The 25,590-nt window shown below is 56.7% G+C and carries 26 protein-coding genes; 14 read left to right on the top strand and 12 right to left on the bottom strand.

Annotated elements, in window-relative coordinates; all coding sequences use genetic code 11:
- Positions 1-67 precede the first annotated feature (67 nt).
- The 3 genes from E1297_RS41990 to cmk all read left to right on the top strand — a co-directional run bounded on the left by E1297_RS41990 (position 68) and on the right by cmk (position 3,223).
- Positions 68-1,141: an amidohydrolase family protein gene (locus E1297_RS41990; RefSeq protein ID WP_155148942.1), complete on the top strand. Its 1,074-nt coding sequence runs from the start codon at positions 68-70 to the stop codon at positions 1,139-1,141.
- A gap of 97 nt (positions 1,142-1,238) precedes the next feature.
- Positions 1,239-2,591 carry a 3-phosphoshikimate 1-carboxyvinyltransferase gene (gene aroA / locus E1297_RS41995; RefSeq protein ID WP_155148944.1) on the top strand — a complete coding sequence of 451 codons (1,353 nt, stop codon included), beginning with the start codon at positions 1,239-1,241 and terminating at the stop codon, positions 2,589-2,591.
- Positions 2,592-2,596: 5 nt separating this feature from the next.
- On the top strand, positions 2,597-3,223 hold the full coding sequence (gene cmk, locus E1297_RS42000) for a (d)CMP kinase (protein ID WP_155148946.1): 627 nt from the start codon (positions 2,597-2,599) through the stop codon (positions 3,221-3,223).
- 26 nt (positions 3,224-3,249) lie between these two features.
- On the opposite strand, the gene E1297_RS42005 is transcribed toward cmk, so the two are convergent.
- Positions 3,250-3,729 carry a YHS domain-containing (seleno)protein gene (locus tag E1297_RS42005; protein ID WP_155148948.1) on the bottom strand — a complete coding sequence of 160 codons (480 nt, stop codon included), beginning with the start codon at positions 3,727-3,729 and terminating at the stop codon, positions 3,250-3,252.
- A gap of 217 nt (positions 3,730-3,946) precedes the next feature.
- Between E1297_RS42005 and E1297_RS42010 the strand changes: the two genes are divergently transcribed.
- Both E1297_RS42010 and E1297_RS42015 read left to right on the top strand, forming a co-directional pair.
- A complete protein-coding gene (locus E1297_RS42010) occupies positions 3,947-4,462 on the top strand; it encodes a hypothetical protein (RefSeq protein ID WP_155148949.1) in 516 nt (171 codons plus the stop codon).
- Positions 4,463-4,642: 180 nt separating this feature from the next.
- Entirely contained in the window at positions 4,643-6,328 is a 1,686-nt protein-coding gene (locus E1297_RS42015) for a tryptophan halogenase family protein (protein WP_155148951.1), read from the top strand.
- 97 nt (positions 6,329-6,425) lie between these two features.
- Here the strand turns inward: E1297_RS42015 and E1297_RS42020 are convergent, their stop codons facing one another.
- Positions 6,426-7,901, bottom strand: a complete 1,476-nt coding sequence (locus E1297_RS42020; RefSeq protein WP_155148953.1) for a sulfatase-like hydrolase/transferase — start codon at positions 7,899-7,901, stop codon at positions 6,426-6,428.
- A 437-nt stretch (positions 7,902-8,338) separates the two neighbouring features.
- Between E1297_RS42020 and rpsA the strand changes: the two genes are divergently transcribed.
- From rpsA to E1297_RS42055, 7 genes are all read left to right on the top strand, one after another.
- Entirely contained in the window at positions 8,339-10,015 is a 1,677-nt protein-coding gene (gene rpsA, locus E1297_RS42025; RefSeq protein ID WP_039532111.1) for a 30S ribosomal protein S1, read from the top strand.
- Between the two features lie 270 nt (positions 10,016-10,285).
- Positions 10,286-10,570, top strand: coding sequence for an integration host factor subunit beta (gene ihfB, locus E1297_RS42030; protein WP_050603110.1), 285 nt, complete (start codon positions 10,286-10,288; stop codon positions 10,568-10,570).
- A gap of 4 nt (positions 10,571-10,574) precedes the next feature.
- Complete coding sequence (locus E1297_RS42035; protein WP_155148955.1) at positions 10,575-10,928, top strand: lipopolysaccharide assembly protein LapA domain-containing protein; 354 nt, start codon at positions 10,575-10,577, stop codon at positions 10,926-10,928.
- 9 nt (positions 10,929-10,937) lie between these two features.
- Positions 10,938-11,582 carry a phosphoribosylanthranilate isomerase gene (locus E1297_RS42040; protein ID WP_155148957.1) on the top strand — a complete coding sequence of 215 codons (645 nt, stop codon included), beginning with the start codon at positions 10,938-10,940 and terminating at the stop codon, positions 11,580-11,582.
- A 46-nt stretch (positions 11,583-11,628) separates the two neighbouring features.
- Positions 11,629-11,964, top strand: a complete 336-nt coding sequence (locus tag E1297_RS42045) for a hypothetical protein (RefSeq protein WP_155148959.1) — start codon at positions 11,629-11,631, stop codon at positions 11,962-11,964.
- 67 nt (positions 11,965-12,031) lie between these two features.
- Positions 12,032-13,279 (top strand): tryptophan synthase subunit beta, encoded by a 1,248-nt coding sequence (gene trpB, locus E1297_RS42050; protein ID WP_155148961.1) that lies wholly within the window; start codon positions 12,032-12,034, stop codon positions 13,277-13,279.
- A gap of 49 nt (positions 13,280-13,328) precedes the next feature.
- Positions 13,329-13,961 (top strand): class I SAM-dependent methyltransferase, encoded by a 633-nt coding sequence (locus E1297_RS42055; RefSeq protein ID WP_209016320.1) that lies wholly within the window; start codon positions 13,329-13,331, stop codon positions 13,959-13,961.
- A gap of 121 nt (positions 13,962-14,082) precedes the next feature.
- On the opposite strand, the gene E1297_RS42060 is transcribed toward E1297_RS42055, so the two are convergent.
- The 6 genes from E1297_RS42060 to E1297_RS42085 all read right to left on the bottom strand — a co-directional run bounded on the left by E1297_RS42060 (position 14,083) and on the right by E1297_RS42085 (position 19,639).
- The gene (locus E1297_RS42060; protein ID WP_155148963.1) at positions 14,083-14,403 is read right to left on the bottom strand and encodes an antibiotic biosynthesis monooxygenase; all 321 of its coding nucleotides are present in this window, start codon (positions 14,401-14,403) and stop codon (positions 14,083-14,085) included.
- Between the two features lie 85 nt (positions 14,404-14,488).
- Positions 14,489-14,866, bottom strand: coding sequence for a DUF2237 family protein (locus E1297_RS42065; protein WP_155148966.1), 378 nt, complete (start codon positions 14,864-14,866; stop codon positions 14,489-14,491).
- A 9-nt stretch (positions 14,867-14,875) separates the two neighbouring features.
- Entirely contained in the window at positions 14,876-16,039 is a 1,164-nt protein-coding gene (locus tag E1297_RS42070) for a serine hydrolase (protein ID WP_155148968.1), read from the bottom strand.
- 82 nt (positions 16,040-16,121) lie between these two features.
- On the bottom strand, positions 16,122-16,805 hold the full coding sequence (pth, locus tag E1297_RS42075; RefSeq protein ID WP_155148970.1) for an aminoacyl-tRNA hydrolase: 684 nt from the start codon (positions 16,803-16,805) through the stop codon (positions 16,122-16,124).
- A 91-nt stretch (positions 16,806-16,896) separates the two neighbouring features.
- On the bottom strand, positions 16,897-18,819 hold the full coding sequence (locus E1297_RS42080; RefSeq protein WP_244328082.1) for a DUF3604 domain-containing protein: 1,923 nt from the start codon (positions 18,817-18,819) through the stop codon (positions 16,897-16,899).
- 163 nt (positions 18,820-18,982) lie between these two features.
- Positions 18,983-19,639 carry a 50S ribosomal protein L25/general stress protein Ctc gene (locus tag E1297_RS42085; protein WP_155148972.1) on the bottom strand — a complete coding sequence of 219 codons (657 nt, stop codon included), beginning with the start codon at positions 19,637-19,639 and terminating at the stop codon, positions 18,983-18,985.
- A gap of 148 nt (positions 19,640-19,787) precedes the next feature.
- Between E1297_RS42085 and E1297_RS42090 the strand changes: the two genes are divergently transcribed.
- Positions 19,788-20,960: an MFS transporter gene (locus E1297_RS42090; RefSeq protein WP_155148974.1), complete on the top strand. Its 1,173-nt coding sequence runs from the start codon at positions 19,788-19,790 to the stop codon at positions 20,958-20,960.
- Between the two features lie 32 nt (positions 20,961-20,992).
- On the opposite strand, the gene E1297_RS42095 is transcribed toward E1297_RS42090, so the two are convergent.
- The 3 genes from E1297_RS42095 to E1297_RS42105 all read right to left on the bottom strand — a co-directional run bounded on the left by E1297_RS42095 (position 20,993) and on the right by E1297_RS42105 (position 23,679).
- Positions 20,993-22,159, bottom strand: a complete 1,167-nt coding sequence (locus E1297_RS42095; protein WP_155148976.1) for an alpha-hydroxy acid oxidase — start codon at positions 22,157-22,159, stop codon at positions 20,993-20,995.
- A 163-nt stretch (positions 22,160-22,322) separates the two neighbouring features.
- Entirely contained in the window at positions 22,323-23,114 is a 792-nt protein-coding gene (trpA, locus tag E1297_RS42100; RefSeq protein ID WP_155148978.1) for a tryptophan synthase subunit alpha, read from the bottom strand.
- Positions 23,115-23,193: 79 nt separating this feature from the next.
- Positions 23,194-23,679 carry an acyloxyacyl hydrolase gene (locus tag E1297_RS42105; RefSeq protein WP_155148980.1) on the bottom strand — a complete coding sequence of 162 codons (486 nt, stop codon included), beginning with the start codon at positions 23,677-23,679 and terminating at the stop codon, positions 23,194-23,196.
- Between the two features lie 200 nt (positions 23,680-23,879).
- Here E1297_RS42105 and ychF point away from each other — a divergent pair, with 200 nt between their 5' ends.
- The gene (ychF, locus tag E1297_RS42110) at positions 23,880-24,977 is read left to right on the top strand and encodes a redox-regulated ATPase YchF (RefSeq protein WP_155148982.1); all 1,098 of its coding nucleotides are present in this window, start codon (positions 23,880-23,882) and stop codon (positions 24,975-24,977) included.
- 55 nt (positions 24,978-25,032) lie between these two features.
- Here the strand turns inward: ychF and E1297_RS42115 are convergent, their stop codons facing one another.
- On the bottom strand, positions 25,033-25,545 hold the full coding sequence (locus E1297_RS42115; protein ID WP_155148984.1) for an ester cyclase: 513 nt from the start codon (positions 25,543-25,545) through the stop codon (positions 25,033-25,035).
- Positions 25,546-25,590: the final 45 nt, after the last annotated feature.

Consider the following 25,590-nt stretch of genomic DNA (forward strand, 5'->3'; position numbering starts at 1 on the left):
TGATCGCTATGCTAGGCTGGGAACGCCACGCGCGTTTCTTTCGCACAAGTATTTTTCAGGAATTGCCATGTCTGATATTCAGATCACAAATTGCCATACCCACTTATTCCACGGGCGGCATGTGCCCGAGGATTATCCTTATCCGGCGCTCAAGCCCTTCAAGAAAATGCCATGGCTTCTAAAGCTGCTGGCATTTGGGGCCCGCCTAATCGGACAACATCCCGTTGCGGAAAAGTTGGATCGGCTGTCGCGTTTCCAACAGGAAACTGCAGAAGACAGCCAACGGGATATTCTCGACAACATGCGGCGACACTATCCGGGCAACACCCGATTTGTCGTTCTGCCGATGGAGCTGTCTGCATTTGGGTACGGCGCACCAGAGGTTCCGCTTAATGCCCAGCATGACGAGTTGGCGAAGCTCGCTGGTGACCCTGAGGTCGGTGGGTCTGTTATTCCATTTGCAACCATTGACCCACGTGCTGATCCGCAGGCTAAAGAGGTGTGGCGCGCAATTGACGGTCTGAAATTTCGTGGCCTCAAGCTCTATCCCCGGCTGGGGTTCGCTCCGGATGACCCGGTATTGATGCAACATGTCTATCCTCGTCTGGAGGAAATGAACCTGCCGGTCATGTCTCACTGCTCACGCGGTGGAGTGCAGGGGCGTTATCTGTCCGATTACTGGGCAGACCGGTACACAGAGCCCGAGGCCTTTATTCCGGTAATGCGGGCACATCCCAAGCTTAGGATTTGTCTCGCGCATTTCGGTGGGCAACGCGATTGGGAAGCCTATGCCAACCCGGATCGGGAGGATCCTCTGGACGATGCATTCAGCCAGAACTGGCAGGTGGAGATCCGGCGTATGATCGGCAGCAGAGATTATCCGGGCCTCTGGACTGACATCTCGTACACGCTGTTTCAGTTCGAGGACTATGCGCCTTTCCTGAGGATGTTCCTGACCGGTGATGATAAGGAAAGCGAGAGATTGCGCTCTCGGGTTTTGTTCGGGTCGGATTATTACATGACCCGTCAGGAGAAGCTGTCGGAGAAGGCAGTATGCATTCGTTTGCGGAATGCGCTGGGGGAAGAAGTGTTCCGGCAGATCGCCGAAGAGAATCCGGCAAAATGGCTGGGAGAGGCCTGACAAACCGCGTTGCGGTCAATGTGCATATCATTGCCGCTGGACCAAGCGGCCCCAATTCGCTAATCGGCCTAGGACTGATAGCGCAAAAGGAGCCCCCATGTCCGGACACGGCACGCCCATCCCGATGACCTCGCATCCCTGCGGCCCGCTGACCGGTATAGCTGAGGTGCCCGGAGACAAGTCAATCTCGCACCGTTCGCTGATCCTTGGCGCCATGGCTGTGGGTGAGACGAAAATCTCGGGCCTGCTTGAGGGCGAGGACGTTCTGGATACAGCTAAGGCGATGCGCGCCTTTGGGGCTGAAGTCACAGATCATGGCGGCGGAGAGTGGACCGTGCATGGTGTGGGTGTCGGCGGCTTTGCAGAGCCTGATCAGGTGATCGATTGCGGCAACTCGGGCACCGGTGTTCGACTAATCATGGGCGCGATGGCGACTTGTCCGATCACTGCAACTTTCACGGGCGACGCCAGCCTGAACAAACGTCCCATGGCGCGCGTCACTGATCCGTTGGCATTGTTCGGAACTCAGGCGGTTGGCCGTTCGGGTGGCCGTCTGCCGATGACCATTGTTGGTGCTGCTGACCCAACCCCGGTGCGGTATGAGGTTCCGGTGCCGTCGGCTCAGGTTAAATCGGCGGTGCTGCTGGCGGGTCTGAACGCTCCTGGCCAGACCGTAGTGATCGAGAAAGAGGCCACGCGCGACCATTCCGAGCGTATGCTGGCCGGTTTCGGTGCAGAGATTACTGTTGAAGTCACGGATGAGGGGCGAGTGATCACCCTGACTGGTCGTCCCGAACTCAAACCGCAGGTCATCGTGGTTCCGCGTGACCCTTCCAGCGCGGCGTTCCCGGTCTGCGCGGCGCTTATTACGCCGGGGTCTGATGTTCTTGTGCCGGGGATCGGTCTGAACCCGACCCGCGCGGGCCTGTTCACAACCCTGCGTGAGATGGGTGCCGATCTGACCTATGAGAATGAGCGTGAAGAGGGTGGCGAACCTGTCGCCGATCTGCGCGCGCGCTATTCGCCAGATATGAAGGGCATCAATGTTCCGGCGGAACGAGCGGCTTCGATGATTGATGAATACCCGGTTCTGTCCGTCATCGCGGCGAATGCCACCGGAACCACGATGATGGGCGGTGTCAAGGAACTGCGTGTCAAGGAAAGCGACCGGATCGACGCAATGGCGCGTGGTTTGCGCGCGAATGGCGTGACAGTCGAAGAGGGTGACGATTGGTGGTCGGTCGAAGGGCTGGGTATCGGCGGAGTGCCCGGTAACGGCACCTGCGAGAGCTTTCTGGATCACCGAATTGCCATGTCCTTCATGATTCTGGGGATGGGTGCAAAACAGGGCGTTACGGTTGATGATGCAGGCCCTATCGCCACATCGTTCCCGATATTTGAGCCTTTGATGGCAAATCTTGGCGCTCAGCTGCGCCGGAACAACCGGTAGATCCGATGCCGACAGCCAGCTTCACAGTCGCGATCGACGGGCCGGCAGCTGCCGGGAAGGGTACCATTTCCAAAGGGGTGGCGGCCCGGTTCGGGTTGGCACATCTGGATACCGGATTGTTGTACCGCGCCGTTGGACGACGCACGCTGGATGGTGTTGACTCGGTTACCGCAGCGCAATCGCTAACTGCCGAGGAGCTGGAGCAGGGTGATCTGCGTACGGCCGATGTCGCTCAGGCTGCATCGAAAGTTGCGGTTATTCCCGAGGTTCGGTCTGCGCTGGTCGACTTTCAGCGCGCCTTTGCCCGCAGGGCAGGCGGTGCTGTGCTGGACGGCCGGGACATCGGGACCGTGATCTGCCCACATGCCGAAGTAAAGCTGTTCGTAACGGCGAGCCCTGAGGTCCGGGCTGAGCGTCGCTATCTTGAGCTGAACGCCAAAGGTGCAGACGTGACGCGGGAACAGGTATTGGCCGATGTGCGGGAGCGTGATTCCCGCGATGCCGCGCGAAGCGCGGCCCCTATGAAAGCGGCAGATGACGCTGTTCTACTGGATACTTCAGATTTGAGCATTGATGACGCTTTGGCACAGGCAATTGCGGTTGTGCAAAAGAAGCTGCCCGTAGCGGATTAACGCCACGGGCAGAGAGCAGGCGAAATTTAAAGTTCGCCCACAGCGATGCTCTTGATTTTGGACCACTGATCATCTGCAGTTTTTGCCGTGCCGGTTACGTCCTCCAGGAAGCTGGCGCGGGTTGCAGCGTTCAGGAACAGATAGAGCTTGCCATCGGCAACAAGATACTGATCCGGATCCCCGTCGAACTTTTTGCCGACAGATACCCCAAACGAGCAAAAGCCACCGTGCTGCGGAAGATAGGCTGCAGGGTTGGCCTCGAATGCCTCGCGGTTCTCGGATGAGGTGAAGTAATAAGATGCACCGTCATACGTGGCCGAGTGGTTGGCAAACCCTTCGACCGGATTGCCGTCCTGAACCAGAGCAACCAGATCGACACCATGTGCCGCCAGCGGTGCACCACCCGCCGAGATACCATTCGAGACGTTGATTTCATCTGCAGCAAAAGCGGGGGCGGCGATCAGGGGCAGGGTTGCGATAAGCGTGGTCAAAACAAGGGACTTCATTCTGTTTTCCTTTCAATTTGGGTTTGGGTCAGATGCGTTTCCGACCGGTATTGCGAAAGTAGGGGCGGCAGGCTGAACGTGTTATCGCAGGTAGGACAGGAAACATTGCAGAACGTTCAGAGTTTGGGATTAGCCGAATATCCCGCTCACCAAGCTTTGTTTGGCCAGTGTGGAGCCAGCTGCCTATTGTCGAGGTATTATTTGCAGGAGTGACCCAATGATCCGACTAGTCCTGATACTGATGTTTCTGGCCACAGGGCTTGCCGCGCAAGAGGCTGAGCCACCGATGACTTATGAGCGGCTGGGTAAGATCATCTTTGCCCTTGATCCGGATGCGCAGCCGCAAGGTCCAGGGTTTGAGTTTACGGTGTCGGATGTGCCTGTGTTGGTCATCACCGATACAAATGCGGATCGAATGCGGGCCATGGTTGCGATCCGCAGCGCCGAAGAATTATCGAACCAGGACCTTCAGCGCATGATGCAGGCCAATTTCGATAGTACGCTCGATGCGCGTTATGCGATCGCAAACGGAACTCTGTGGGCTACGTATATTCATCCGTTGTCATCTCTGGGAAAGGACCAACTGATCTCAGGGTTGGCGCAAACCGTAAATATCGCAAATACTTACGGCACTCTGTATTCTGGCGGCGCCGCGGAGTTTGGCGGGGGTGACAGCCATGATCTTCAGCGGGAGCTGATTGAAGACCTCTTGAAGAAAGGCGAGGAAATCTGAGGATCGTGTGGATTTCGCATCTGTTCTGATGGCGCGGAAACCGTTGCGTCACAGGCCCTAGCTGGATGCAGGAAAGCTGCTATAGTCTCTAATAAGCTAAAAGGGAAAGCTGCTCTACAAGCCCAAAAACAAAAAGGGCAAGCGGCTACAAAATCCCTCAAGCCAACAGGGACAAAAAATATGAATAATCGTTTGCGCAAGATCACCATCGTTGGTGGTGGCACAGCGGGATGGATGACCGCGCTAATCTTGGACATGGTGTTTTCTCGCACCTCAGCAGAAAAGGACCGTCCGCGTATCTGCCTGATCGAAAGCCCCAATATCTCTACTGTGGGTGTCGGCGAGGCTACGGTGCCACGAATGCCGGTCACAATCCGTCAGGCGGGCATTTCAGAGCGGGACTTTTTCCGCGAGACCAACGCGTCGTTCAAGCTGGGTGTGAAGTTTTGCAACTGGAACAAGGACCCCAAGGGTAATCGCATCGACTATGTGAACCCCTTTGCCCACGGCCAGATGGTAGAAGGGTTGGAGGCTGCCGAGTATTTCCTGCGCTTTGGCAACGGGGACCGGGATTTTACACAATCAATCTCGCCCCACGATCATCTGGGCCGCATGTGCAAAGGTGCACGGCAGTTGGGCCAGCCTGAGTTTGAACAGCGGTTTGGTTATGCCTATCATCTGGACGCTGTTAAATTTGCCGGCATGCTCACCAAGGTCTGCACCAAGCGCGGTGTGGAGCATATTCAGGATGAAGTGCAGGCGGTTGAGCTGGATGAGCAGGGCAATGTCAGCCATCTGATGTTAGAACGCAAAGGCCGTCACGACATCGAGATGGTTGTGGATTGCACCGGGTTCCGCGGGCTGATTATCAATCAGGCCCTTGGCGAGCCGTTCATGGATTACTCGGATTATCTGCCCAACGATCGCGCCATGGCGTTGCAGATCGAGCATCCTGATCCAGATAAGATCGAAAGCCTCACGCGTTCTACCGCGCTTGGCGCAGGCTGGACATGGCGGGTGCCTCTCTACAACCGTGTGGGCACAGGCTATGTGTTCTCATCCGCGCATCGAACGGATGATCAGGCGGCAGATGAATACCTCGAATGGCTGGGCGACAGCGGCAAGGGTGCGACGCCGCGCGTGATCCCGATGCGCGTCGGGCGTGTGCGCAATGCCTGGGTCAAGAACTGTGTGGCGGTCGGTCTGTCCGGCGGGTTTATCGAGCCGCTGGAGAGCACCGCGATCCATATGATCGATCACGCGGTGCGCTGGTTTGCCGAGCACCTGCCAACCCGGGATATCGAGCCGTCGCTGCGGGACAGATATAACCGGCAGATGGACAAGCTGTATAATGAGGTTCTGGAGTTTATCTGTCTGCATTATCGATTAGGCAACCGCACGGATGACCAATACTGGATCGACGCGCGCACCGAGATGAAACTGCCGGACCGGTTGGCCGAGAACTTGGAACTGTGGCAACACCGTTTGCCCATGGACCACGATATCGAGTTTGCCACGCTCTTTGACAGCCGTGTTTATCAGACCGTTCTTCTGGGCAAACAGGTCTATGATACGGGCTATGGTCCCGGTATCCGGGACCGTCTGCGGCCGTTGAAGAAACCGATTTGGTATCAGGGCATGAAGACTGCGAAAGCGGACCTTGCTCAGATACTCAAAATGATGCCGGACCACAAAACGCTGCTGCGCGATATACGCGGAGAGCTAGAGCAGCCAGCCTTTGGTATGGCGGCCGCAATGCAGCCGACAGTGGCAATGCCGGGCGCAGCACCGGCACCTGTTGCGATCCAGAACATGCCCAACTTCGCAGAGATTCAAAGTGGCGAAAAGGATCTGCAACTGTTCTAGAGGTTCTTAGCAATCCACTTGTTTAGCGGCGGTGACAGGTGTCGCCTGCACCGCGCGCTGATCAAGGGACCGCACAGAAGAGGCTGAAAGAGCTGAGCTAGAGCGCGGGTCCTTCGCGCAGCTTGTCCTGTTCGGACGGAGTCGGGGTGTGATTGAACACGAATGCAGTGCGGCAGGCTTCTTCGCCGCCCAGCTCCTCGATCTTCTTGCGCTGATCTGCAAAGGCGCGGGCGTTGACCTCTTCGGGGTCGCAGATTTCGCGTAGGCGCCGTTCACCTTCAATCAGTGCCGCCTGAACCTGTGGATCATTCACCCGATCCAGCGCGCGATTGACCTGTTCATGCGGATCAGATGCCAGATCGAACAACTGCGGCGGGTGGCCTACGTAATATACGTATTTCCAATTGCCCCATCGCACCATGAAGCTGCCGGTTTTTGATCCGCCATCATGATATTCGCTGAACCCGGTTCGGTCAGCATCGTCCGGCGCGTTGGCCAATCCAACCAGAGAGGTGCCGGGTTGATTGGCGTTTCCATCGTCATCTTTTACGCCGCAGACATCGCGGGCGGTGGCGGCTATGTCCGTCAGGTTGGTACATGTCGTAACCCGTCGCCCCGCCGGGATGCCCGGGCCAGCCGCAATCATCGGAACACCGGCGCTGGCCTCGTACATGACCTGCTTGGTCCAGAAACCCTGATCGCCCATCATGTCACCATGATCTGACACATAGACCACAACGGTATTGTCTGCCTGACCACTATCGGACAGGGCTTTTAGGATGCGCCCAACGCAATCATCCATCAGGGAGGTCAGGCCGTAGTAGGCTGCCTTCGCCTCTCGCATCTTCTGCTCATCAAAGTAGTCGTTGTAGTTGAAGAACGATGCGATGTTGCGCAGCTCCTCATGATTGGGCAGCCCTTCACCGTAGCCGACCGGCAGATCCATTTTGGCCGGATCATAGAGATCGTACCATTCCTTGGGGCAGGTCAGGGGATAATGCGGACTGACCAAGGACACGAAGGCGGCCCAAGGTTGGTCTTGTCGCGCCGGATCATTGAGCCAGGTCTCGGACGCCGCAGTGATATCCAGATCATAGTCGGTATATGTGCTGGAGCCTACGCCTACATCGCCCGCAAGTTCCGCGGCCGAATCGTATTCAGGTGGGTTTTCACGAAGCAGACCGACCGCCCAGCCGACACCGCCAACTACGTGCATCGGCAGGATTTCCTGCGAGAAACCGTTGTCGTCCTCGGCGGACCGGAAGTGCAGCTTTCCGATCGAAACCACCTCTCGTCCGGCGTCCCTCAGCTGGCGCATCCAGCTCCGCGGCTGTCCGGTATAGGGCGTTGCGCTATCCCAGTTTCCTGTCTTGTGAACCCAGTCACCAGTCGCGAGTGCCGCCCGCGTGGGGACGCACATGGGCGAGGGCGTGTAGGCGGAGTCGAACATAGTGCCTCGTGCGGCCAGAGCGTCCAGATTTGGTGTTTTGACTATCGGATGGCCGGCGCAGCCCATGGCGTCTTTACGGTGTTCGTCTGAAATGATCACAAGAAAGTTGGGTTGCTGGCTCATAAGGTCCTCCGCTTTTGGCAAAGATGCGTTTTGCAGCTGCCTTGTGCTTTTCGAAACGCGACATTCCTCACCGGAAACGGCCGGTTTGGACAGTCTGCCTGAACGCGATCGCGCAATCCTAGTTTCAGCGGGATGCGCGAATTTGGGCTCCCAAGGGGTGATCAGGCTGATCGGCAGGATAACGCCAGAGATGCCCCGGGCCTTGCATAACAGGGCTTTGCTCTTGCACCTGCCGGGGAATCCGCCTATACGCGCGCTGTCGATACAAGGGCGGTCAACGTCCGGATGACGTTTCTGAGCAGGGCCGGGTAACCTCGGCCCTTTGTGTTTGTTTGCTCAGCGGCGCACCGGATCACGCCTGAAGACATCATGAAACAAGACCGGCGGAGACAACCGCTCGGCCAGCAAAAACGTACTGTAAAGGAATATGACGCCACATGGCTAACGCATCCATGGAGGAATTCGAAGCCCTCCTGAATGAAAGCTTCGAAATGGACACACCCGAAGAGGGTTCTGTTGTCAAAGGCAAGGTTCTGGCGATCGAAGCCGGCCAAGCCATCATCGACGTAGGCTACAAAATGGAAGGCCGCGTTGATCTGAAAGAATTCGCAAATCCCGGCGAAGCCCCTGAAATTGCTGTTGGTGACGAGGTAGAAGTTTACCTGCGCGCCGCAGAAAACGCCCGTGGCGAAGCCGTCATCTCGCGCGAGATGGCCCGCCGTGAAGAGGCATGGGACCGTCTGGAAAAAGCATATGCCGACGACCAGCGCGTCGAAGGTGCAATCTTTGGCCGCGTCAAAGGTGGTTTCACTGTCGATCTGGGTGGCGCAGTTGCGTTCCTGCCCGGCTCGCAGGTTGACGTTCGCCCCGTGCGCGACGCTGGCCCTCTGATGGGTCTGAAGCAGCCGTTCCAGATCCTGAAAATGGACCGCCGCCGTGGCAACATCGTTGTTTCGCGTCGCGCAATCCTGGAAGAATCGCGTGCCGAACAGCGTGCCGAAGTTATCGGCAACCTGTCCGAAGGTCAGACCGTCGAGGGTGTTGTCAAGAACATCACTGAGTACGGTGCATTCGTTGACCTGGGCGGCGTTGACGGCCTGCTGCACGTTACCGACATGGCATGGCGCCGTGTGAACCACCCGTCCGAGATCCTGACGATCGGCGAAACCATCAAGGTTCAGGTCATCAAGATTAACAAAGAGACCCACCGCATCAGCCTGGGCATGAAGCAGCTGCAGGAAGATCCGTGGGATCTGGTTGCTGCGAAATACCCGCTGGGCTCGGTCCATCAGGGTCGCGTCACCAACATCACCGACTACGGTGCGTTCGTCGAGCTGGAAGCCGGTGTCGAAGGTCTGGTGCACGTGTCCGAGATGTCCTGGACCAAGAAAAACGTCCACCCCGGCAAGATCGTTTCGACCAGCCAGGAAGTCGACGTCATGGTTCTGGAAATCGACGGCGCCAAGCGTCGCGTGTCTCTAGGCCTGAAGCAGACTCAGCGCAACCCATGGGAAGTGTTTGCAGAAACACACCCCGAGGGCACCGAGGTCGAAGGCGAAGTCAAGAACATCACCGAATTCGGTCTGTTCATTGGCCTCGAAGGCGACATCGACGGTATGGTTCACCTGTCGGACCTGTCCTGGGACGAGCGTGGCGAGGATGCGATCCAGAACTACCGCAAAGGCGACATGGTTTCGGCCGTTGTCTCGGAAGTTGACGTCGAGAAAGAGCGTATCTCGCTGTCGATCAAAGCCCTGGGCGGTGACAAGTTCGCCGAAGCCGTGGGCGGCGTGAAGCGTGGCTCGGTCATCACCGTTGAAGTCACCGCGATCGAAGATGGCGGCATCGAGGTCGAATACGAAGGCATGAAGTCTTTCATCCGTCGTTCGGACCTGTCGCGTGACCGTGCCGAACAGCGCCCCGAGCGTTTCTCGGTCGGTGACAAGGTCGACGTTCGCGTCACCAATGTCGACAGCAAGACCCGTCGTCTGGGCCTGTCGATCAAGGCACGCGAGATCGCCGAAGAGAAAGAGGCCGTGGAACAGTACGGTTCTTCCGACTCGGGCGCGTCGCTGGGCGATATCCTGGGTGCAGCGCTGAAATCCGGCGACTAATCCGGGGCACATCCCAAAGTGAAATTACGGCCTCGCACCATGGTGCGGGGCCGTTTTTGTTGCGAATCAATGTGTTCCAAATTCCAGCGTTGAATTTGAATATGTACACGCATTAAGTGTCCAAACCGGGGTTCAACCCCAAAAATTATCGAAGTTTCCCAAAAAAGGGGACCCGGACACACAGAGTTTACGTTCCCCCCCACGGCGTTTTTTCCTATACTGACCAGACCAGTAGACGACGTAACACGGTGACCTGGGAGGGTAGCACGCATGATCCGTTCAGAACTGATTCAGAAAATCGCCGACGAGAACCCGCATCTTTATCAGCGCGATGTCGAGCGGATCGTGAATACCGTTTTCGAGGAAGTAACCGATGCAATGGCGCGCGGTGATCGGGTTGAACTGCGCGGCTTTGGCGCATTTTCCGTGAAAAAGCGGGATGCCCGGGTGGGCCGCAACCCAAGAACCGGCGAAACTGTGCAGGTCGAGGAAAAATGTGTACCGTTTTTCAAAACAGGTAAGTTGCTACGGGACCGTTTGAACGGTAAAGCGTGATCTCATGATGCGCTACATTCGCTATGCTTTTCTCGCGATCCTCGGGATCGTTCTGGTTTCGGTTTCACTGGCCAATCGCCAGATAGTTGAACTGAAACTGATGCCCGATGCTCTGTCCGAGCTATTAGGCTTTAATCCATCCACCTCTCTGCCGCTGTTTTTGGTGGTGCTGGGGGGCGTGGTTGCCGGATTGGTGATCGGATTTCTTTGGGAATGGCTGCGCGAACATAAGCATCGTCGCGACGCCACCGCCAAAACCAGCGAAGTGCGCAAGCTTGAGCGTGAGGTCAAGAAGCTCAAGAAAAAGCAGAATCAGGGACAGGATGATGTTCTCGCCCTACTGGACGAGGCAAGCTGAGGCCCTCTGATGTCGGACAATGTGAGCGTAAAGATCTGCGGATTGACCGCACCGGAACACGTGCGCGCTGCAGCTGATGCTGGTGCACGTTATGTTGGGTTTGTGTTCTTTCCCAAGTCTCCCCGACATCTGGAGATCTCCAAAGCGGCAGAGCTTGCACATCTGGTTCCGGCCGGGGTTGCAAAAGTCGCGCTCACCGTAAACGCGACAGATGAGGACTTGGACCAGATTTTGGCGACCGTTCCGCTGGACATGCTGCAACTGCATGGCAAGGAAAGCCCGGATCGCGTTTCCGAAGTCCGGGACCGATTTGGTCTGCCGGTGATGAAAGCTGTAGGGGTGGCCGAGGCAGAAGATCTGGCTGCCATAGACCTTTATTCCGAGGTCGCGGATCAATTGTTGATCGACGCCAAACCACCGAGGCATTCAGAGTTGCCGGGTGGCAATGGGCTGGCTTTTGACTGGCGTTTGCTGGCCGGGCGAAAGTACTGGAGCCGACCTTGGATGCTTGCTGGTGGTCTGACGTCCGATAACGTGGCCGAAGCGATCCGCATGACCGGGGCGCGACAGGTTGATGTCTCTTCAGGTGTTGAAAGCGCACCGGGGATCAAGGATCCGATCCGTATCAGAGACTTCATCGACGCGGCAAAGTGATCTGACCAATACCATGCTGCGTATCACTGGTCGGGGAGGATTAGTGATGCTGGCTGCGATTGGTGGAGTTTCCTTAAAACACTGGTACAACGCGCCCGAGTTCTTTTGGCGTGCAGGTCGTGCGTTGCAACAGGCAAGGGGCGATGCGCTTTGCCTTCATGCCTCGGTCTTCCCCCATAACGGGCTCTATTTTTCTTACAGTGTCTGGCAGGATATCGAGGCCATGCTGACCTTTTCACAGTCTGGTCCCCATCGCCGGGTGCTGCAGGTGACAACGCGTCTGGCCAGCACTTACAGGTTTTGTCATTTCTCCTGTATCGCCGTGCCGTCTCAAGAGCAGGCCTTGCGTATCTGGAGTGAGCGGGGTCTAGCCGCGAAATGATGCGTTTTGCCATGGCAAATCCTGCCGCCACCTCCTATGAACAACGGGCACGACGATGGAGACACCCATGGCCAATGATCTTTTCAACTCCTTCATGTCCGGTCCTGATGAGCAGGGCCGTTTTGGCATCTTCGGCGGACGGTTTGTCAGCGAAACGCTGATGCCACTGATCCTGTCGCTGGAAGAAGAATACGAGAAAGCCAAGGATGATCCGACATTCTGGGCCGAGATGGATGATCTCTGGGCGAATTACGTCGGTCGCCCGTCGCCGCTGTATTACGCTGAACGCCTGACCGAGCATCTGGGCGGCGCCAAAGTCTATATGAAGCGGGATGAGCTGAACCACACTGGTGCTCACAAGATCAACAACGTACTGGGCCAGATCATTCTGGCGCGCCGTATGGGTAAGACCCGGATTATCGCTGAGACCGGTGCAGGCCAGCACGGCGTGGCAACGGCCACTGTCTGTGCCAAGTTTGGCCTGAAATGCGTAGTCTACATGGGTGCACATGACGTTCAACGTCAGGCCCCGAACGTGTTCCGTATGCGTCTGCTAGGGGCCGAGGTCGTGCCGGTGACATCTGGTCGAGGCACGCTGAAAGACGCGATGAATGACGCGTTGCGCGACTGGGTAACCAATGTTCGTGACACGTTTTATTGCATCGGCACCGTGGCTGGCCCGCATCCCTATCCCGCGATGGTTCGCGACTTCCAGTCGATCATCGGTAAAGAAGCCAAGCAACAGATGCAGAAGGCCGAAGGCCGTCTGCCCGACACCATCATTGCCGCGATCGGCGGTGGTTCGAACGCGATGGGCCTGTTCTTCCCGTTCCTCGACGATAAAGAGGTCAACATCATCGGCGTCGAGGCAGGTGGTCGCGGTGTGAACGAAAAGATGGAGCATTGTGCGTCGCTGACAGGTGGCCGCCCGGGCGTTCTGCACGGCAATCGCACCTATTTGCTGCAGGATGATGATGGTCAGATCCTCGAGGGCTATTCGATTTCAGCAGGCCTGGACTATCCGGGTATCGGCCCGGAGCATTCGTGGCTGCATGAAGTGGGTCGTGCGCAGTATGTATCGATCACCGACAAAGAGGCGCTTGAGGCGTTCCAGCTGTGCTGCGCGACCGAAGGTATCATTCCGGCGCTCGAACCCAGCCACGCTTTGGCTCATGTGATGAAGATTGCACCTGATCTGCCCAAGGATCACATCATCTGCATGAACATGTGTGGCCGGGGTGACAAAGACATCTTCACCGTCGCCAAGCACCTGGGCTTTGACATGTCCGATACCGAAGGTCGCGACGCGGACTGAGCCTGCGCGAAGACTGTTCGCCCTAACCGAATTGTGTCAGGTTGCGCTTATGCGCAACCTGTCCTCACCAATAAGTACAAAGCAGCTCGATCAGAAATACGACGCTGCCGCCCCTGGCTGGGCGGACAAGATGCGTTTGCTTGGCTACTTTGATGCCTATCTGGGGTTTCTTTCAGCGGATCCATCCATGGAAATGGGTGGTAATGCGCTGGACGTCGGATGCGGAACCGGAGCGTTTGCCGAAGCGCGCGCAGTCGTGCAGCCCAAGGGGCGCATCACACTGCTGGAGCCGTCGGTGAAGATGCTTCAGCAAGCCAAACATGCTTTGTCTGCCCGTGGCATTGACGCCAACACATCGCATTCCAGGCTAGAGGATTTTCAGGCCAGCAAGCCTTTTGACTGTGTCATGGCGGCACATGTTCTGGAGCATTGCACTAACCCCGTGGCTGCACTGCGACAGATGCGAAATCTGGCAGAGCCGGGCGCCACACTGTGGCTGGTGGTCAGCAAACCTCATTGGTGCAATGCCATCATCTGGTTTCAGTGGCGGCATCGGTCTTACCGTCCAGAAGCGGTGGCGGAAATGTTGGAGAAGGCGGGATGGCAGCTGACGGCTGAACACTGTTTTCCAGCCGGTCCTCCATCGCGTACATCGCGTGGATATAGGGCTCAAGCAGTCTGACCCAAAACGGAGTCAGTGGCGCGTTTCGGAAGGCTGTAGATCGCATGGCTGCTTGCCAGTTCATTGGCAATAGGGGCAGCTAGGAAGTGATGCTGCCCGCTATAACTCATGCGGCTGGGTGTTAACCCTCTTGCAGGACGGTTTCAAACCCTTCGAACTGCGGCGGCCCCATCAACGCAGACTGGGTGTTGCTGTTCCCTGCATTCTTATGGGCATCGCGAAATTGCTCAGACTTGGTCCAGGCTTCGAAATCCTCGCGCCGATCCCAGATCACATGGCTTGAATACAGGCGATATCCATCCCCTTCCGGCCCTTTCAGCAGTCGAAATTCCCGGAAGCCGGGCAGTTCGTTCAGCCGGCTCTGACGTGATTTCCAGACTGTTTCGAAATCTGTTTCACTACCCAGCCGGACTTTGAACCGGTTCATCGCGATAAAGCTCATAGCTTACCTCATTCGTTTGTGGTGCAGCGCTGGCTTAACGATGGTCTGGCTCGCCTTTTGATAGGGGTGGAGTAATACGTCGTGATCAACCCGTCTGCACGGCATGTTGCCGCAGAATATTCAGGGGTACGATCTCCAGAGCCCTCTGGTGGGTCGCCTCCATATGGACTTTTGGGGCGCATCCTTCGTCATGGGCTTGGAGGAATCGGCCGGCGCACAGGCACCAGCTATCACCGGGTTTGAGGCCGGAAAAATCGAACTCGGGCCGAGGAGTGCTCAGGTCATTACCGACATACTTGGAATAGGCCAGAAACTCGGCTGTCATAACAGCGCAAACCGTGTGGCTGCCCTGATCCTCGGGGCAGGTATTGCAGGCGCCATCACGAAAGAACCCGGTCAGTGGGTCGCGTGAACAGGGGGCCAGTACGCCCCCCAGCACATTGATGCTGTCTTGCTTTTGCATGAGAGCACCTTACAGGCTTTGAGCGATCTTGCGGAACATTTCGATATTTTGCTCGTTGATGCCGGGCTCACGGAACTTTCGATCCGCACCAGTCGACACTATCAGGACGCCGCGCGGCTGATCGAAGTAGATATATTGGCCATAGACACCACGCGCCAGAAACTCACCTTCATGCGCGCCAAGCGGGATCCACCATTGGTAACCATATCCGATTTTCCCCTGAGCAGTCGGTGCACTGGGCTGGGTGGATTCCGCGATCCAATCAGCAGGCACCAATTGCTGACCATCATGCACCCCATTTTGCAGGATCATCTGGCCGAAACGCGCGAAATCACGGGTGGTGAAGTTCAGCCCCCCCAGGACAAAGGCAACGCCGGCCCCGTCAGTGATGTAATATCCATCGCGTTCCAGCCCCAAAGGTTGCACGATTTTCTCTGTCATCAACTCGGATACGCTGCGGCCTGTGGCCCCGCGGATCACCATGCCGATCACATGGGTGTCGATTGAGACGTATTGCCAGGTCTCTCCAGGTGTCGTGAAGCTTTCTTCCAGCGAAGCTGCGAAATCATCCAGCTCTCCACCAAGGGCAACGACACGGCCCATCCGGTTGATGTCTGAGTTGTAGTCCAGATAGTCTTCATCGAAGGTCACACCGCTGGCCATGTTCAGGACGTTTCGGATCGTTGCGTCCTGATAGGCACTGCCTTCAAGTTTAGGCGCATACTTGGTCACCGGGTCATCCAGCGAAGCGATGGCGCCTTCTTCCATCAGAATGCCAAACAATGCCGACAGATAGCTTTTGGCGACCGACCACGAAATCCTTCGGTCATCAGCCCCGGTCCCAAGGTAATACTCTTCGAACCGGATCTGACCGTCCTGCATCACCAGCAACGAGGTGACCGCGCGATCTTCGATCCATTGATCCGTCCCCTCGGGCAGGTCGAATCCGCTTCCGTAAGGGAGCTCCGAGGTCGGTCCATCCCCACGGGGCAGATCAATTGTCAGAAAGGCCTCGTTCATATGCGAAAAATTGTGAACGATCTTGTCCTCGGAGAACAAAGAGTTCACGGCCATCAGCCGCTGAATCTCTTCACGTTTCCAGATCCCTACAACAACTGCTGCCAGTACAAAGACCAATACAATACGCAGCAGCCACTTAAAAAATGTTCGCATCTGTCGCCTCCCTATATGGGCGACATTGGAGCGTGACGTGACCCGTTCCGCAATTGATACGTTACGGAAACCTGTGGTCAGATTATTTAAACTTGTCCAACAGCTTTTGCATTGCCGAGCGATTATCAGGTTTTGGTTCCGGCTCTGCCACGGCTTTTGCCGCTGGCTGAGGTTTGGCTGGTGACTTTGAAGAACGAGCGGGGGCTGTTCGCAAGGCAACTGCGTTCATGAATTTACCGCCTTCACCATCGGCCAGCTGACCCGCGCCATCCGAAACGCCGCGCAAAACATCGTCCAGCCAGTCCGCGTCAGATTTGGCAAAATCGCTCAGGACATAGGGTGAGACCATTTCTTTGCGCCCCGGATGTCCGATACCCAAACGCACCCGATCATAAGCGGCACCGATGTGATCATGGATCGAGCGCAGCCCATTGTGGCCCGCATGGCCACCACCGGCTTTAACACGCACCTTGCCCGGTGCCAGATCGAGTTCGTCGTGAAATACAGTCACATCGGTCGAGTCGAGTTTGTAAAACCTCGTCGCTTCGCCCACGGACTGGCCCGAGCGATTCATGAAGGTTTGCGGCTTGATAAGCAGCACTTTCTCAGTGCCCAACCGACCCTCGGAAATTTCGGCCTGAAACTTGGATTTCCACGGGCCGAACCCATGATCGTCGGCTATCCTGTCCAGCGCCATGAAGCCGATATTGTGCCGGTTCCGGGCATACTTCTGACCCGGATTTCCCAGTCCGACAAACAGTTTCATGGCTCTGCTCCGCACTTCCTTGTTCGCTTTGCGCCCTCATGCCCCGAATTGGATCGGAAATCCAGCCCGGGCAGGGTGCAAAGCAGGGGTCTCAGCCTTCGGGCGTGTACCAGATTGGCGAAGTATAGGCGCGTTCGGTCGTCGTCATCGGCACGTTCGAATCCATCTGAACGTTGAACCGTTTGGCCTCGTAAGCCGTCCAGCGCGGTGTCGGTATTTCGATGACGCGGACGTAGTAGAACGCCCGTTGCGACGGATCGAAGTCGGGATCCTGCCAATACGTGATCAGTTCTGGTGCACCTATTGTGTTGGTCCAAGTGGCGTTTTCCACGTCGACGGTGTTGCCGACCGAGGGCAGCTTGCCGTCTGCTCCGGGTGTGCGATCACCACCCCACGCCACGTCATAGACCTTTTCGCCGCGCGTCCCGTCGGCGTTCAACCAACCTTTGATGACCTGAACGCGGTCAAGGTTCCCGCTGTAGGGGTCTTTCAGCGCTGCAATCAGGAAGTTTGGCGCACCGTCACTTGGGTTTTTTGGCAGGTCCGATCCCATCGGAACACCCTTGGCATAGCCGATATCGGCCGGCAGTCGGGACAGCGCATCCTCTTCGGCAAAGTCCCAGCCTCCGAAGAACCGTACAAGGATGCGAGAGCCGGTAGTGCCGTAGACTTCGCGCCGCTCCAGCGCATCAAAGATAGCTTCACGCGTGTTTTCTACGGCCCAAACCGCCGCGTAGCCTCCTGAGGCCTGTTTCCATCCATAAATCGAGAACTCGGGGTCCGGCGCCTCGATCACCAGATGCTCCCACCGGTTTGGTTCAGGTTCAACGCCGGAATGCTTGCCAAAGAAGTTTTCTTCTTCCACAGCAGCCATACCCGTATGTGCATCGGTCGAGCCAATCTGACCGACCTTGTAGGGATTGATGCCCAGCTGCTCTTCCAGCATCAGCCCGGTTTTGTAGGCCTCGCGAGAGTATTCGTACTGCAGCATGTCCTGAGTTTTGGCCTCGGTACCGTTCAGGTTCGACGCATCCCAGGTGTCGAAATCAGCGAACTCGTCGTCTGGGCTCAGGAATGGATGCGCCTCACTGTCACCTTTGATCTGGGTTGTTTCGATGACCGGTTCGAACCGGGCACGCAAACGCGCGTTTTCTTCTGTCAGCGGGGTTCCGTCGAAATTCGACACTGAAAACAGCCGCCCATTGGACAGGTTGCCGTTATGCGGAATTGCTAAAACATCGCCACCGGTTCGATCTTCGTAGTCAGCCAGATGCGCCCAGAGATCTTCGGGGTTTTTGCTGTCGAATTGCGAGAACGGCAGCACCTGATTGGCCATGGTCGCGCCATCCCTGAAGATCACGTTGCGGTGGATGTTGTCTCCACCCTCGGACGTCCATTCGTACCCGATCAGCGCTGTAAATACGCCCGGCTCGTTATAGTGATCTGCGAGCGCCGTATAGTTTTGCCAGGCATCCTTGATCGCTCTGGGGTTATCTATCGGCGGTTCATCACCTGACAGTGAGGCGACAATTTCCATTGCGGTCGCAAAGACCAGATCGGAATCGTTGCTGGTCAGCGCATCGTACCAGGCTTTGCCCTGTGGCGTGGACAGGACATTCTGATCGCCTCCAAGCAACTGCGGCATCAATCCGTACATCTCGGCGTGATCCGAGATGACCAGCCAATCCAGCGGTCGTGACAGTTTCGCCTGAAGCCCGTGCGTCGTGGTGACCTCGTGACCATGCGCAAAGCGGAAGGCATCTTCCTGACTTAGCCGCGTCATCGTTCCAGCGTCTACAGATACTTCAGTGTGGAGATGGGTATCACCCCACAGAGGCTGCGTCGGGAAATTTCGGCCCGCATAGGGTGAGAAATGATCCGAAGTGAACCGTTCAGCGACATCGTCCTTGCTGGGCAAAGTGTCCTGTACCTGCGCGTACGCTGCGCAGCTGCAAGCAATTCCGCCAATCGTTGAAATCAAGGTTGCTGAAAATCTGTAACGCTTGGTCATCATTGCAGGCTCCGTTGAACTGATCGCTGGCAAGTGACCCTGAACTGAGGTCACTGGCGACGAGCCTAGCATAGTTTGCCTTCAAATTCTAAAATTCGCATTTTGCAAAACGAAAACGAGGCTCCGATGGAACCCCGTTTCAAAATCAGAACAGTCGAAACTGAACTTATTCTTCAGCTTCCTGACCGACGACTTCTACTTCGTCTGCGGCCACTTCTGCTTCATCACCTTCTTCGTCGTCGCTGGTCGACAGACCGGTCGGTGCCGAAACGTTCGCGATCACGAAGTCACGGTCGATGGTCGGCTTGGTGCCTGCGGGCAGGTCAACCGACGAAATGGTGACAACGTCGTTGATATTCATTCCGGTCACGTCGACAACGATCTTCTCAGGAATGTCACCTGCGGTGCACATCAGTTCGACTTCCGGGCGGACAACGGTCAGAACGCCACCCTTCTTGATGCCGGGAGCTGCATCTTCGTTGATGAACTCAACGGGGATGAACAGCGCGATCTTGGTGGTACGACGCAGGCGCATCAGGTCCAGGTGGGTCGGCAGGTCTTTGACAACGTCACGCTGAACGTCGCGGCAGATGACGCGAACGTCTTCGTGGCCTTCGACTTTCAGGTTCCACAGGGTCGACTTGAACCGGCCTGCTTTCAGGCGCTTGAACAGGACGTTGAACGGGATCTGGATCGGCAGCGGCTCTTTGTCACCACCAAAAACAATGCCCGGAACCATGCCGTCGCGGCGTGCCTGACGAGCGGCGCCCTTGCCTGTCCCCGTCCGTTCCAGAGCTACGAGATCAGGAATCTCTCCAGCCATGATAATTCTCCAATGTTAGGGCGGGCATCCTCCAAGGCTGTATGCCCGCGTGAAGGCTGCCGTTTAAACCGGATTGACGAGGTTGAAAAGGCCTAAAATGCTATGGTTTTGGCTGGACGAGCGCAATTGGCTGTGTCAGCGGTAGCATATGCGAATTAAGGACGATCTGTACGCGTCACGACGGGCGCTGGCCGGTTTTGTCGTGATTGGGTTGGGCTGGGCAAGTTTCTCGGCCCAGATGCCTGTGATCAAGGCGCAGGTGGACGTAAGCGATGGGTTCTGGGGAACCCTGGTTCTTATGGGGTCGACAGGGGCCTTGATGGCGATGTGGCTGGCCCCTCTGGTCTATCGGGTGTTGGGGGCATGGGCGATGATCGCCGGTGCCTTCGTGATGGCAAGTGGCTTTGTGCTGGTCGGAATGGCACATGGGCCGTTCGTTCTGGGCCTTGCGCTGTTCCTTGCCGCGGGTGGGTCAGGTGTGGCGGACGTGTTGGCCAACGCCGAGGTCAGCGAGGCTGAGGCTGAGACAGGTCGGAGCCTGATGAACCTGAATCACGGATGCTTTTCGTTATTCTATGCCTTCGCCGCTGTTTGCGTAGGTGCAGCGCGAGGCGCTGGATTAGGGCCGGTGATGATATTCACTGGGACCGCGTTGGCGATCGCGATCCTCGCGATCTGGATGAAACTGCCAGATCGTCAAGAGCATGATGATGACCCTGCCGAAGCGAAAGGTATGCCCTATGGGCTTGTCTGGGTCGGTGGATTGGTTGTGTTGTCCGCATTTCTGGGTGAGGCCGCTTCGGAAGGGTGGTCGGCCCTGCATGTGGAGCGCACATTGGGTGGTGGCCCCGCCGAGGGTGCGATGGGCCCGGCGCTTCTGGCCGCAGGTATGGCTGTCGGTCGGCTTGGTGGTCACGTGATCGGGGCCGGTTGGCCGCCAATACGAACGATGATAATCGCCTCGTGTATTGCTGGGTCTGGATTGGCGCTGTCAGGGATCGCGCCAGATATTCCAGTCGCCTATGCGGGTTTCTTGCTGGGCGGGCTGGGAGTTTCTGTTGTAGGCCCCTTGGCCCTGGGCCTTGTCGGTCAGGCAGTGCCGGGGCATTTGCGATTGGCTGCGATTTCGCAAGCCGCAGCTCTGGGCTATGCGGCGTTTTTCCTAGGGCCAGTCTTGATGGGCTACGTGGCAGAAGGTTTCGGATTGCGGGTTTCGTTTTATGTAATCGCCGCGGTGATGTTTATTGTCGCTGCAGTGCTTGTTCCATTATGGGCGCGACTGTTGGCAGGGCAGCGCGCAGGTCGGCACATCCGTTCCTGAAACTGAAGCGTGCCGACCAAGAGTGGGCTACATTATTCCTGCCAGCGACCTTCAAAGTCTTCGGGGACAAGCAGATTGTGGCGCCCCAGATCGCTGACATTCCGCTCTCCGCAGAGCGCCATGGTGGTATCCAGCTCTTTCTGGATAACCTCCAGCGCTGTGGTCACGCCTTTTTGCCCCATCGCGCCAAGCCCATAAACAAAGGCGCGCCCGATATAGGTGCCCTTGGCCCCCAGAGCGAGAGCCTTGAGGACGTCCTGTCCAGAGCGTATGCCGCTGTCGAGATGTACTTCAACGTCACCGCCTACAGCGTCCATGATCTGGGGCAGCATGCGGATCGAACTCAGCGCGCCGTCCAACTGCCGACCGCCATGGTTGGAGACGACAATCGCGTCTGCGCCAAGTTTGGCTGCCATTTTGGCATCTTCGGCATCCAGAATGCCTTTGAGGATGACCTTGCCACCCCATTGCTCCATCAGCTTTTCGATCTTGTTCCAATCGAGGCTTGGATCAAACTGTTCAGCAGTCCAGGCACCCAGCGAAGATGCGTCTGAAATGCCTTCGACGTGACCGACGATATTGCCGAATTCACGTCGCTTGGCCCCTATCATCTCGATACCCCATGCCCATTTGGTCATCAGGTTGGCGATGGTCTTCGCAGTCAGCTTTGGTGGAGCGGACAATCCGTTTTTAAGGTCTTTGTGGCGTTGGCCAAGAATCTGCAGATCCAGCGTAATCACCAGCGCAGAACATTTTGCATCCTTGGCGCGCTGGATCAGGCGGCTGACATAATCCTCGTCTTTCATTGTGTAGAGCTGGAACCAGAACGGTGCGCTGGTGTGTTCCGCCACATCTTCGATCGAGTTGATCGACATGGTGGACAACGTGAACGGAACGCCGAATTCCTCAGCTGCTTTTGCGGCTTTCATTTCCCCATCTGCGTGCTGCATGCCGGTCAGGCCCACAGGTGCCAGGGCCACGGGCATCGATACATCCTGACCAATCATTTGCGACGCTGTTGATCGGCCTGCCATATCAACGGCGACCCGTTGGCGCAGGCGGATATCTTCGAAATCCGAGCTGTTCTCACGAAATGTCTGTTCGGTCCAGCTGCCGCTTTCAGCATAGTCGTAGAACATGCGAGGCACACGGCGTTCGTAGATACGCTTCAGGTCTTCGATGTTGGTGATAACGGGCATAAAATCAGACCTCGGGGAGTTTTGGTTAGGTTTTCTTACCAATTCAGGGGTGCGATCGCAATGATCTAGCTTGTCGCAGTATTCAGTCATTGCAATTCAACAAAAAACCGCCGCAGAATTGGGTTCTGCGGCGGTTAATCGATTTGAACTGTTTAGCTTTGTATCAGGCGCTGTGTGCACCATCTGAAAGCGATTTTACAAACTCAAGCACTTCGCCAACGGGTTTGCCCGCGCCAATCTGGCTGACGATTGCAGAACCCACGACTGCGCCGTCAGATACACTTGCGATATTGCGGGACTTCTCTGGCGTGTTGATCCCGAACCCGACAATTACTGGCAGATCGGTTGCTGCTTTGATGCGTGCGACTTCCGGTCCGACATCAGTTGCTTGCGCTTCGGCTGCGCCCGTGATCCCGGTGATAGATACGTAATAAACAAAGCCCGAGGTGTTCTGCAGAACGCGTGGCAGGCGCTTGTCATCGGTGGTCGGAGTGGCCAGACGGATAAAGTTCAGGCCTGCGGCCTGAGCAGGCAGGCACAGCTCTTCATCTTCTTCGGGCGGCAGATCCACAACGATCAGCCCGTCGATGCCTGCATCTTTTGCGTCGACCAGAAACTTATCGACGCCACGGCTGTAGATCGGGTTGTAATACCCCATAAGAACAATCGGCGTGGTGTCATCGGTTTCCCGAAACGCCTTTGCCAGATCCAGCGTACGCTGCAGGGTCATGCCGCTGTCCAGCGCCCGCTGTCCGGCAGCCTGAATTGTCGGTCCGTCCGCCATCGGGTCGGTGAAGGGCAGACCCAGCTCAATTACATCCACACCCGCGCCGGGAAGACCTTTGACCACCTCAAGAGAGGTTTCATAGTCGGGATCCCCTGCCATGACATAGGCGACAAAGGCTTTTTTCCCTTCGGCTTTCAGGGCGGCAAACTTGGCGTCGATACGGGTCATCGGATGTCCTTGCGATCAGGTTTCGACCTGATGTGCAGAAACTTTGCCCGAAAATCAATCCCGCTCCTGATCGGATAAGTCAGAAGCCGTAGTGATACCGAACCAGAAGTGAGTTGACGCCCGGGTTATCATCCTGCGTGCTGGCGTTTGATTTATGGGTAATAGCCATCGAAATCTTGTTGCCGCTGTTCAGTGTATAACCGACGCCGAACAGGCTGCGGATCTGAAAGCTGCCACCCAGATCATTCAGAGCGTTTGACTCGTCATAGTAACCGGGCATGACGCTGCCTTCGAGGAACCAGCGGTCAGCAAAGGTATAGATTCCGATCAGGCCAACACCGACATGTGTATCGCCGTCCTTGTCGACCGAAAGCGCACCGCCCCATGTGGCGCTGAAGCGGGTGGCTTGGTGAAAGGGCCTGTGCTGATACTCAAGCGAGAAAATCGCCTGATCAACTGATTGGCTGTCGGAGTAGTCCGCATATCCGGCGCCAAAGATTAACGACTGGGCCTGCGCCGCCGATGCAGCGGCCAAAATCGCAACAGAAACGAGTAAAGATCTCATGATGGGGCTTCGCTAATTGTTTGTTCGCAAATCGTTAGGTGGTCATCCTAGGGATCAAATTTCAATGTGCGCAACTGCGCAGGGCGACAACAATTTTGTGATGTTGCCAATTGATCCTAGTTCTGCAGGTCGTTTGTCTGGCTTGCGCATCGATGCTGACCTGCATAGAAGCAGCCGTCGAATGGCTTCAGGAGACCGTTATGGGCTTTAAAATGGGAATCGTGGGTTTGCCGAATGTAGGCAAGTCGACCCTCTTCAATGCGTTGACCAAAACCGCAGCCGCACAGGCGGCGAACTTCCCGTTCTGCACCATCGAACCCAATGTGGGTGATGTGGCTGTGCCCGATGATCGTCTGGATAAACTGGCGGCCATTGCCAGCTCAAAACAGATCATCCCGACCCGGATGACATTCGTGGATATTGCGGGCCTTGTGAAGGGTGCGTCCAAGGGCGAGGGGCTGGGCAACCAGTTTCTGGCTAACATCCGCGAAACCGACGCCATTGCCCACGTCTTGCGTTGCTTCGAAGACGGCGACGTAACCCACGTGGACGGCCGCGTCGATCCCGTGGCCGATGCCGACACGATCGAGACCGAACTGATGCTGGCCGATCTGGAAAGCATCGAAAAGCGCCGCGCCAATCTGGTGCGTAAGCTGAAGGGCAACGACAAAGAGGCCCAGCAACAGGACCGTCTGCTGGCCGAAGCGCAAGCGATGCTGGAAAACGGCAAGCCCGCGCGTCTGGTCGAAGTGTCGGACGAAGACGCCAAGGCCTGGAAAATGTTGCAGCTGCTGACCACCAAACCGGTCCTCTACGTCTGCAACGTTTCCGAAGAGGAAGCAGCAGACGGCAACGAGTATTCTACCAAGGTTGCCGAGATGGCTGCGGCACAAGGCAACTCTCACGTCATCATCAGCGCCAAGATCGAAGAAGAGATCAGCCTGTTGGAAGATGACGAGGCGCAGATGTTCCTTGAGGAGATGGGTCTGGAAGAGCCCGGTCTCGATCGTCTGATCCGCGCCGGTTATGACTTGCTGAAACTGGAAACCTATTTCACCGTTGGCCCCAAAGAGGCCCGCGCCTGGACCATCCGTACCGGTACCGCTGCACCGCAGGCGGCGGGTGTGATTCACGGTGACTTCGAAAAGGGTTTCATCCGCGCCGAGACCATCGCCTATGACGACTACATCGCCGCAAACGGTGAGCAGGGTGCGAAAGAGGCTGGCAAGATGCGCGCCGAAGGTAAGGGCTACATCGTCAAGGATGGCGATGTGATGCACTTCCTGTTTAACACCTGATTAGTGCTGAATTGCCCGGCCTACTGGCAGGCCGGGCGCATTGTATTCGTGGCTCTTAGATTTCCAAACCAAGCTGCTGTCGCTGCGTGAAGAAATCCCACACAACCCAGCTTTCTGCTATCTGGCCATTAGCAAACCGGTCGATCTGAATGCCGGTCCAGTCAACCGACCGCCCAGTAGCGGGCAGCCCGAGATAAGTGCCATTCTGAGTTCCGTAAAAGCGCCAGTGGGTGGATACGCGGTCGCCTTCGGCGGTTTGCCCCAAAATCTCAACCTTCAGGTCTGGAAAGGCCTTATGGTTCTCTTCGACAATACTGACCCAGGTGGTCAGGTCGATGCTGCCGGTGCCTCCGGTAGCCAAGGGGGCCTGATGGTTCTGATAGCCATCAGCGAATATCGATTCATCAATCGTGGAATCTGCGGCCCACATTTCGAGGACCTGTCGGGACAGGTTTTTTGCTGTTGAAATGTCGTTCTCCTGTGCCATGGCACCTCCTACTGCCGAAAATACAAGCGATACTGTCAGTATCCAGATATGCGCGACCAAGCCGATTTGCTGTCTCACCATTGAAATCCTCCGCCCATCATCTCGACTCTGTTTCACGATAGCGCG

This window comes from Roseibium sp. RKSG952 (genome assembly GCF_009711355.1).

What these genes read in the sequence shown, in the direction of transcription:
- E1297_RS42055 (WP_209016320.1), top strand. Translation starts at nt 13,329, where the DNA reads ATGCGCAACCTGTCCTCACCAATAAGTACAAAGCAGCTCGATCAGAAA.
- E1297_RS42105 (WP_155148980.1), bottom strand. Translation starts at nt 23,679, where the DNA reads ATGAGATCTTTACTCGTTTCTGTTGCGATTTTGGCCGCTGCATCGGCG.
- E1297_RS42065 (WP_155148966.1), bottom strand. Translation starts at nt 14,866, where the DNA reads ATGCAAAAGCAAGACAGCATCAATGTGCTGGGGGGCGTACTGGCCCCC.
- E1297_RS42070 (WP_155148968.1), bottom strand. Translation starts at nt 16,039, where the DNA reads ATGCGAACATTTTTTAAGTGGCTGCTGCGTATTGTATTGGTCTTTGTA.
- E1297_RS42035 (WP_155148955.1), top strand. Translation starts at nt 10,575, where the DNA reads ATGATGCGCTACATTCGCTATGCTTTTCTCGCGATCCTCGGGATCGTT.
- ihfB (WP_050603110.1), top strand. Translation starts at nt 10,286, where the DNA reads ATGATCCGTTCAGAACTGATTCAGAAAATCGCCGACGAGAACCCGCAT.
- E1297_RS42115 (WP_155148984.1), bottom strand. Translation starts at nt 25,545, where the DNA reads ATGGTGAGACAGCAAATCGGCTTGGTCGCGCATATCTGGATACTGACA.
- E1297_RS42080 (WP_244328082.1), bottom strand. Translation starts at nt 18,819, where the DNA reads ATGATGACCAAGCGTTACAGATTTTCAGCAACCTTGATTTCAACGATT.
- E1297_RS42020 (WP_155148953.1), bottom strand. Translation starts at nt 7,901, where the DNA reads ATGAGCCAGCAACCCAACTTTCTTGTGATCATTTCAGACGAACACCGT.
- E1297_RS42095 (WP_155148976.1), bottom strand. Translation starts at nt 22,159, where the DNA reads ATGCCCGTTATCACCAACATCGAAGACCTGAAGCGTATCTACGAACGC.
- E1297_RS42085 (WP_155148972.1), bottom strand. Translation starts at nt 19,639, where the DNA reads ATGGCTGGAGAGATTCCTGATCTCGTAGCTCTGGAACGGACGGGGACA.
- E1297_RS42010 (WP_155148949.1), top strand. Translation starts at nt 3,947, where the DNA reads ATGATCCGACTAGTCCTGATACTGATGTTTCTGGCCACAGGGCTTGCC.
- E1297_RS41990 (WP_155148942.1), top strand. Translation starts at nt 68, where the DNA reads ATGTCTGATATTCAGATCACAAATTGCCATACCCACTTATTCCACGGG.
- aroA (WP_155148944.1), top strand. Translation starts at nt 1,239, where the DNA reads ATGTCCGGACACGGCACGCCCATCCCGATGACCTCGCATCCCTGCGGC.
- trpA (WP_155148978.1), bottom strand. Translation starts at nt 23,114, where the DNA reads ATGACCCGTATCGACGCCAAGTTTGCCGCCCTGAAAGCCGAAGGGAAA.
- ychF (WP_155148982.1), top strand. Translation starts at nt 23,880, where the DNA reads ATGGGCTTTAAAATGGGAATCGTGGGTTTGCCGAATGTAGGCAAGTCG.
- trpB (WP_155148961.1), top strand. Translation starts at nt 12,032, where the DNA reads ATGGCCAATGATCTTTTCAACTCCTTCATGTCCGGTCCTGATGAGCAG.
- E1297_RS42090 (WP_155148974.1), top strand. Translation starts at nt 19,788, where the DNA reads ATGCGAATTAAGGACGATCTGTACGCGTCACGACGGGCGCTGGCCGGT.
- rpsA (WP_039532111.1), top strand. Translation starts at nt 8,339, where the DNA reads ATGGCTAACGCATCCATGGAGGAATTCGAAGCCCTCCTGAATGAAAGC.
- cmk (WP_155148946.1), top strand. Translation starts at nt 2,597, where the DNA reads ATGCCGACAGCCAGCTTCACAGTCGCGATCGACGGGCCGGCAGCTGCC.
- E1297_RS42045 (WP_155148959.1), top strand. Translation starts at nt 11,629, where the DNA reads ATGCTGGCTGCGATTGGTGGAGTTTCCTTAAAACACTGGTACAACGCG.
- pth (WP_155148970.1), bottom strand. Translation starts at nt 16,805, where the DNA reads ATGAAACTGTTTGTCGGACTGGGAAATCCGGGTCAGAAGTATGCCCGG.
- E1297_RS42005 (WP_155148948.1), bottom strand. Translation starts at nt 3,729, where the DNA reads ATGAAGTCCCTTGTTTTGACCACGCTTATCGCAACCCTGCCCCTGATC.
- E1297_RS42040 (WP_155148957.1), top strand. Translation starts at nt 10,938, where the DNA reads ATGTCGGACAATGTGAGCGTAAAGATCTGCGGATTGACCGCACCGGAA.
- E1297_RS42015 (WP_155148951.1), top strand. Translation starts at nt 4,643, where the DNA reads ATGAATAATCGTTTGCGCAAGATCACCATCGTTGGTGGTGGCACAGCG.
- E1297_RS42060 (WP_155148963.1), bottom strand. Translation starts at nt 14,403, where the DNA reads ATGAGCTTTATCGCGATGAACCGGTTCAAAGTCCGGCTGGGTAGTGAA.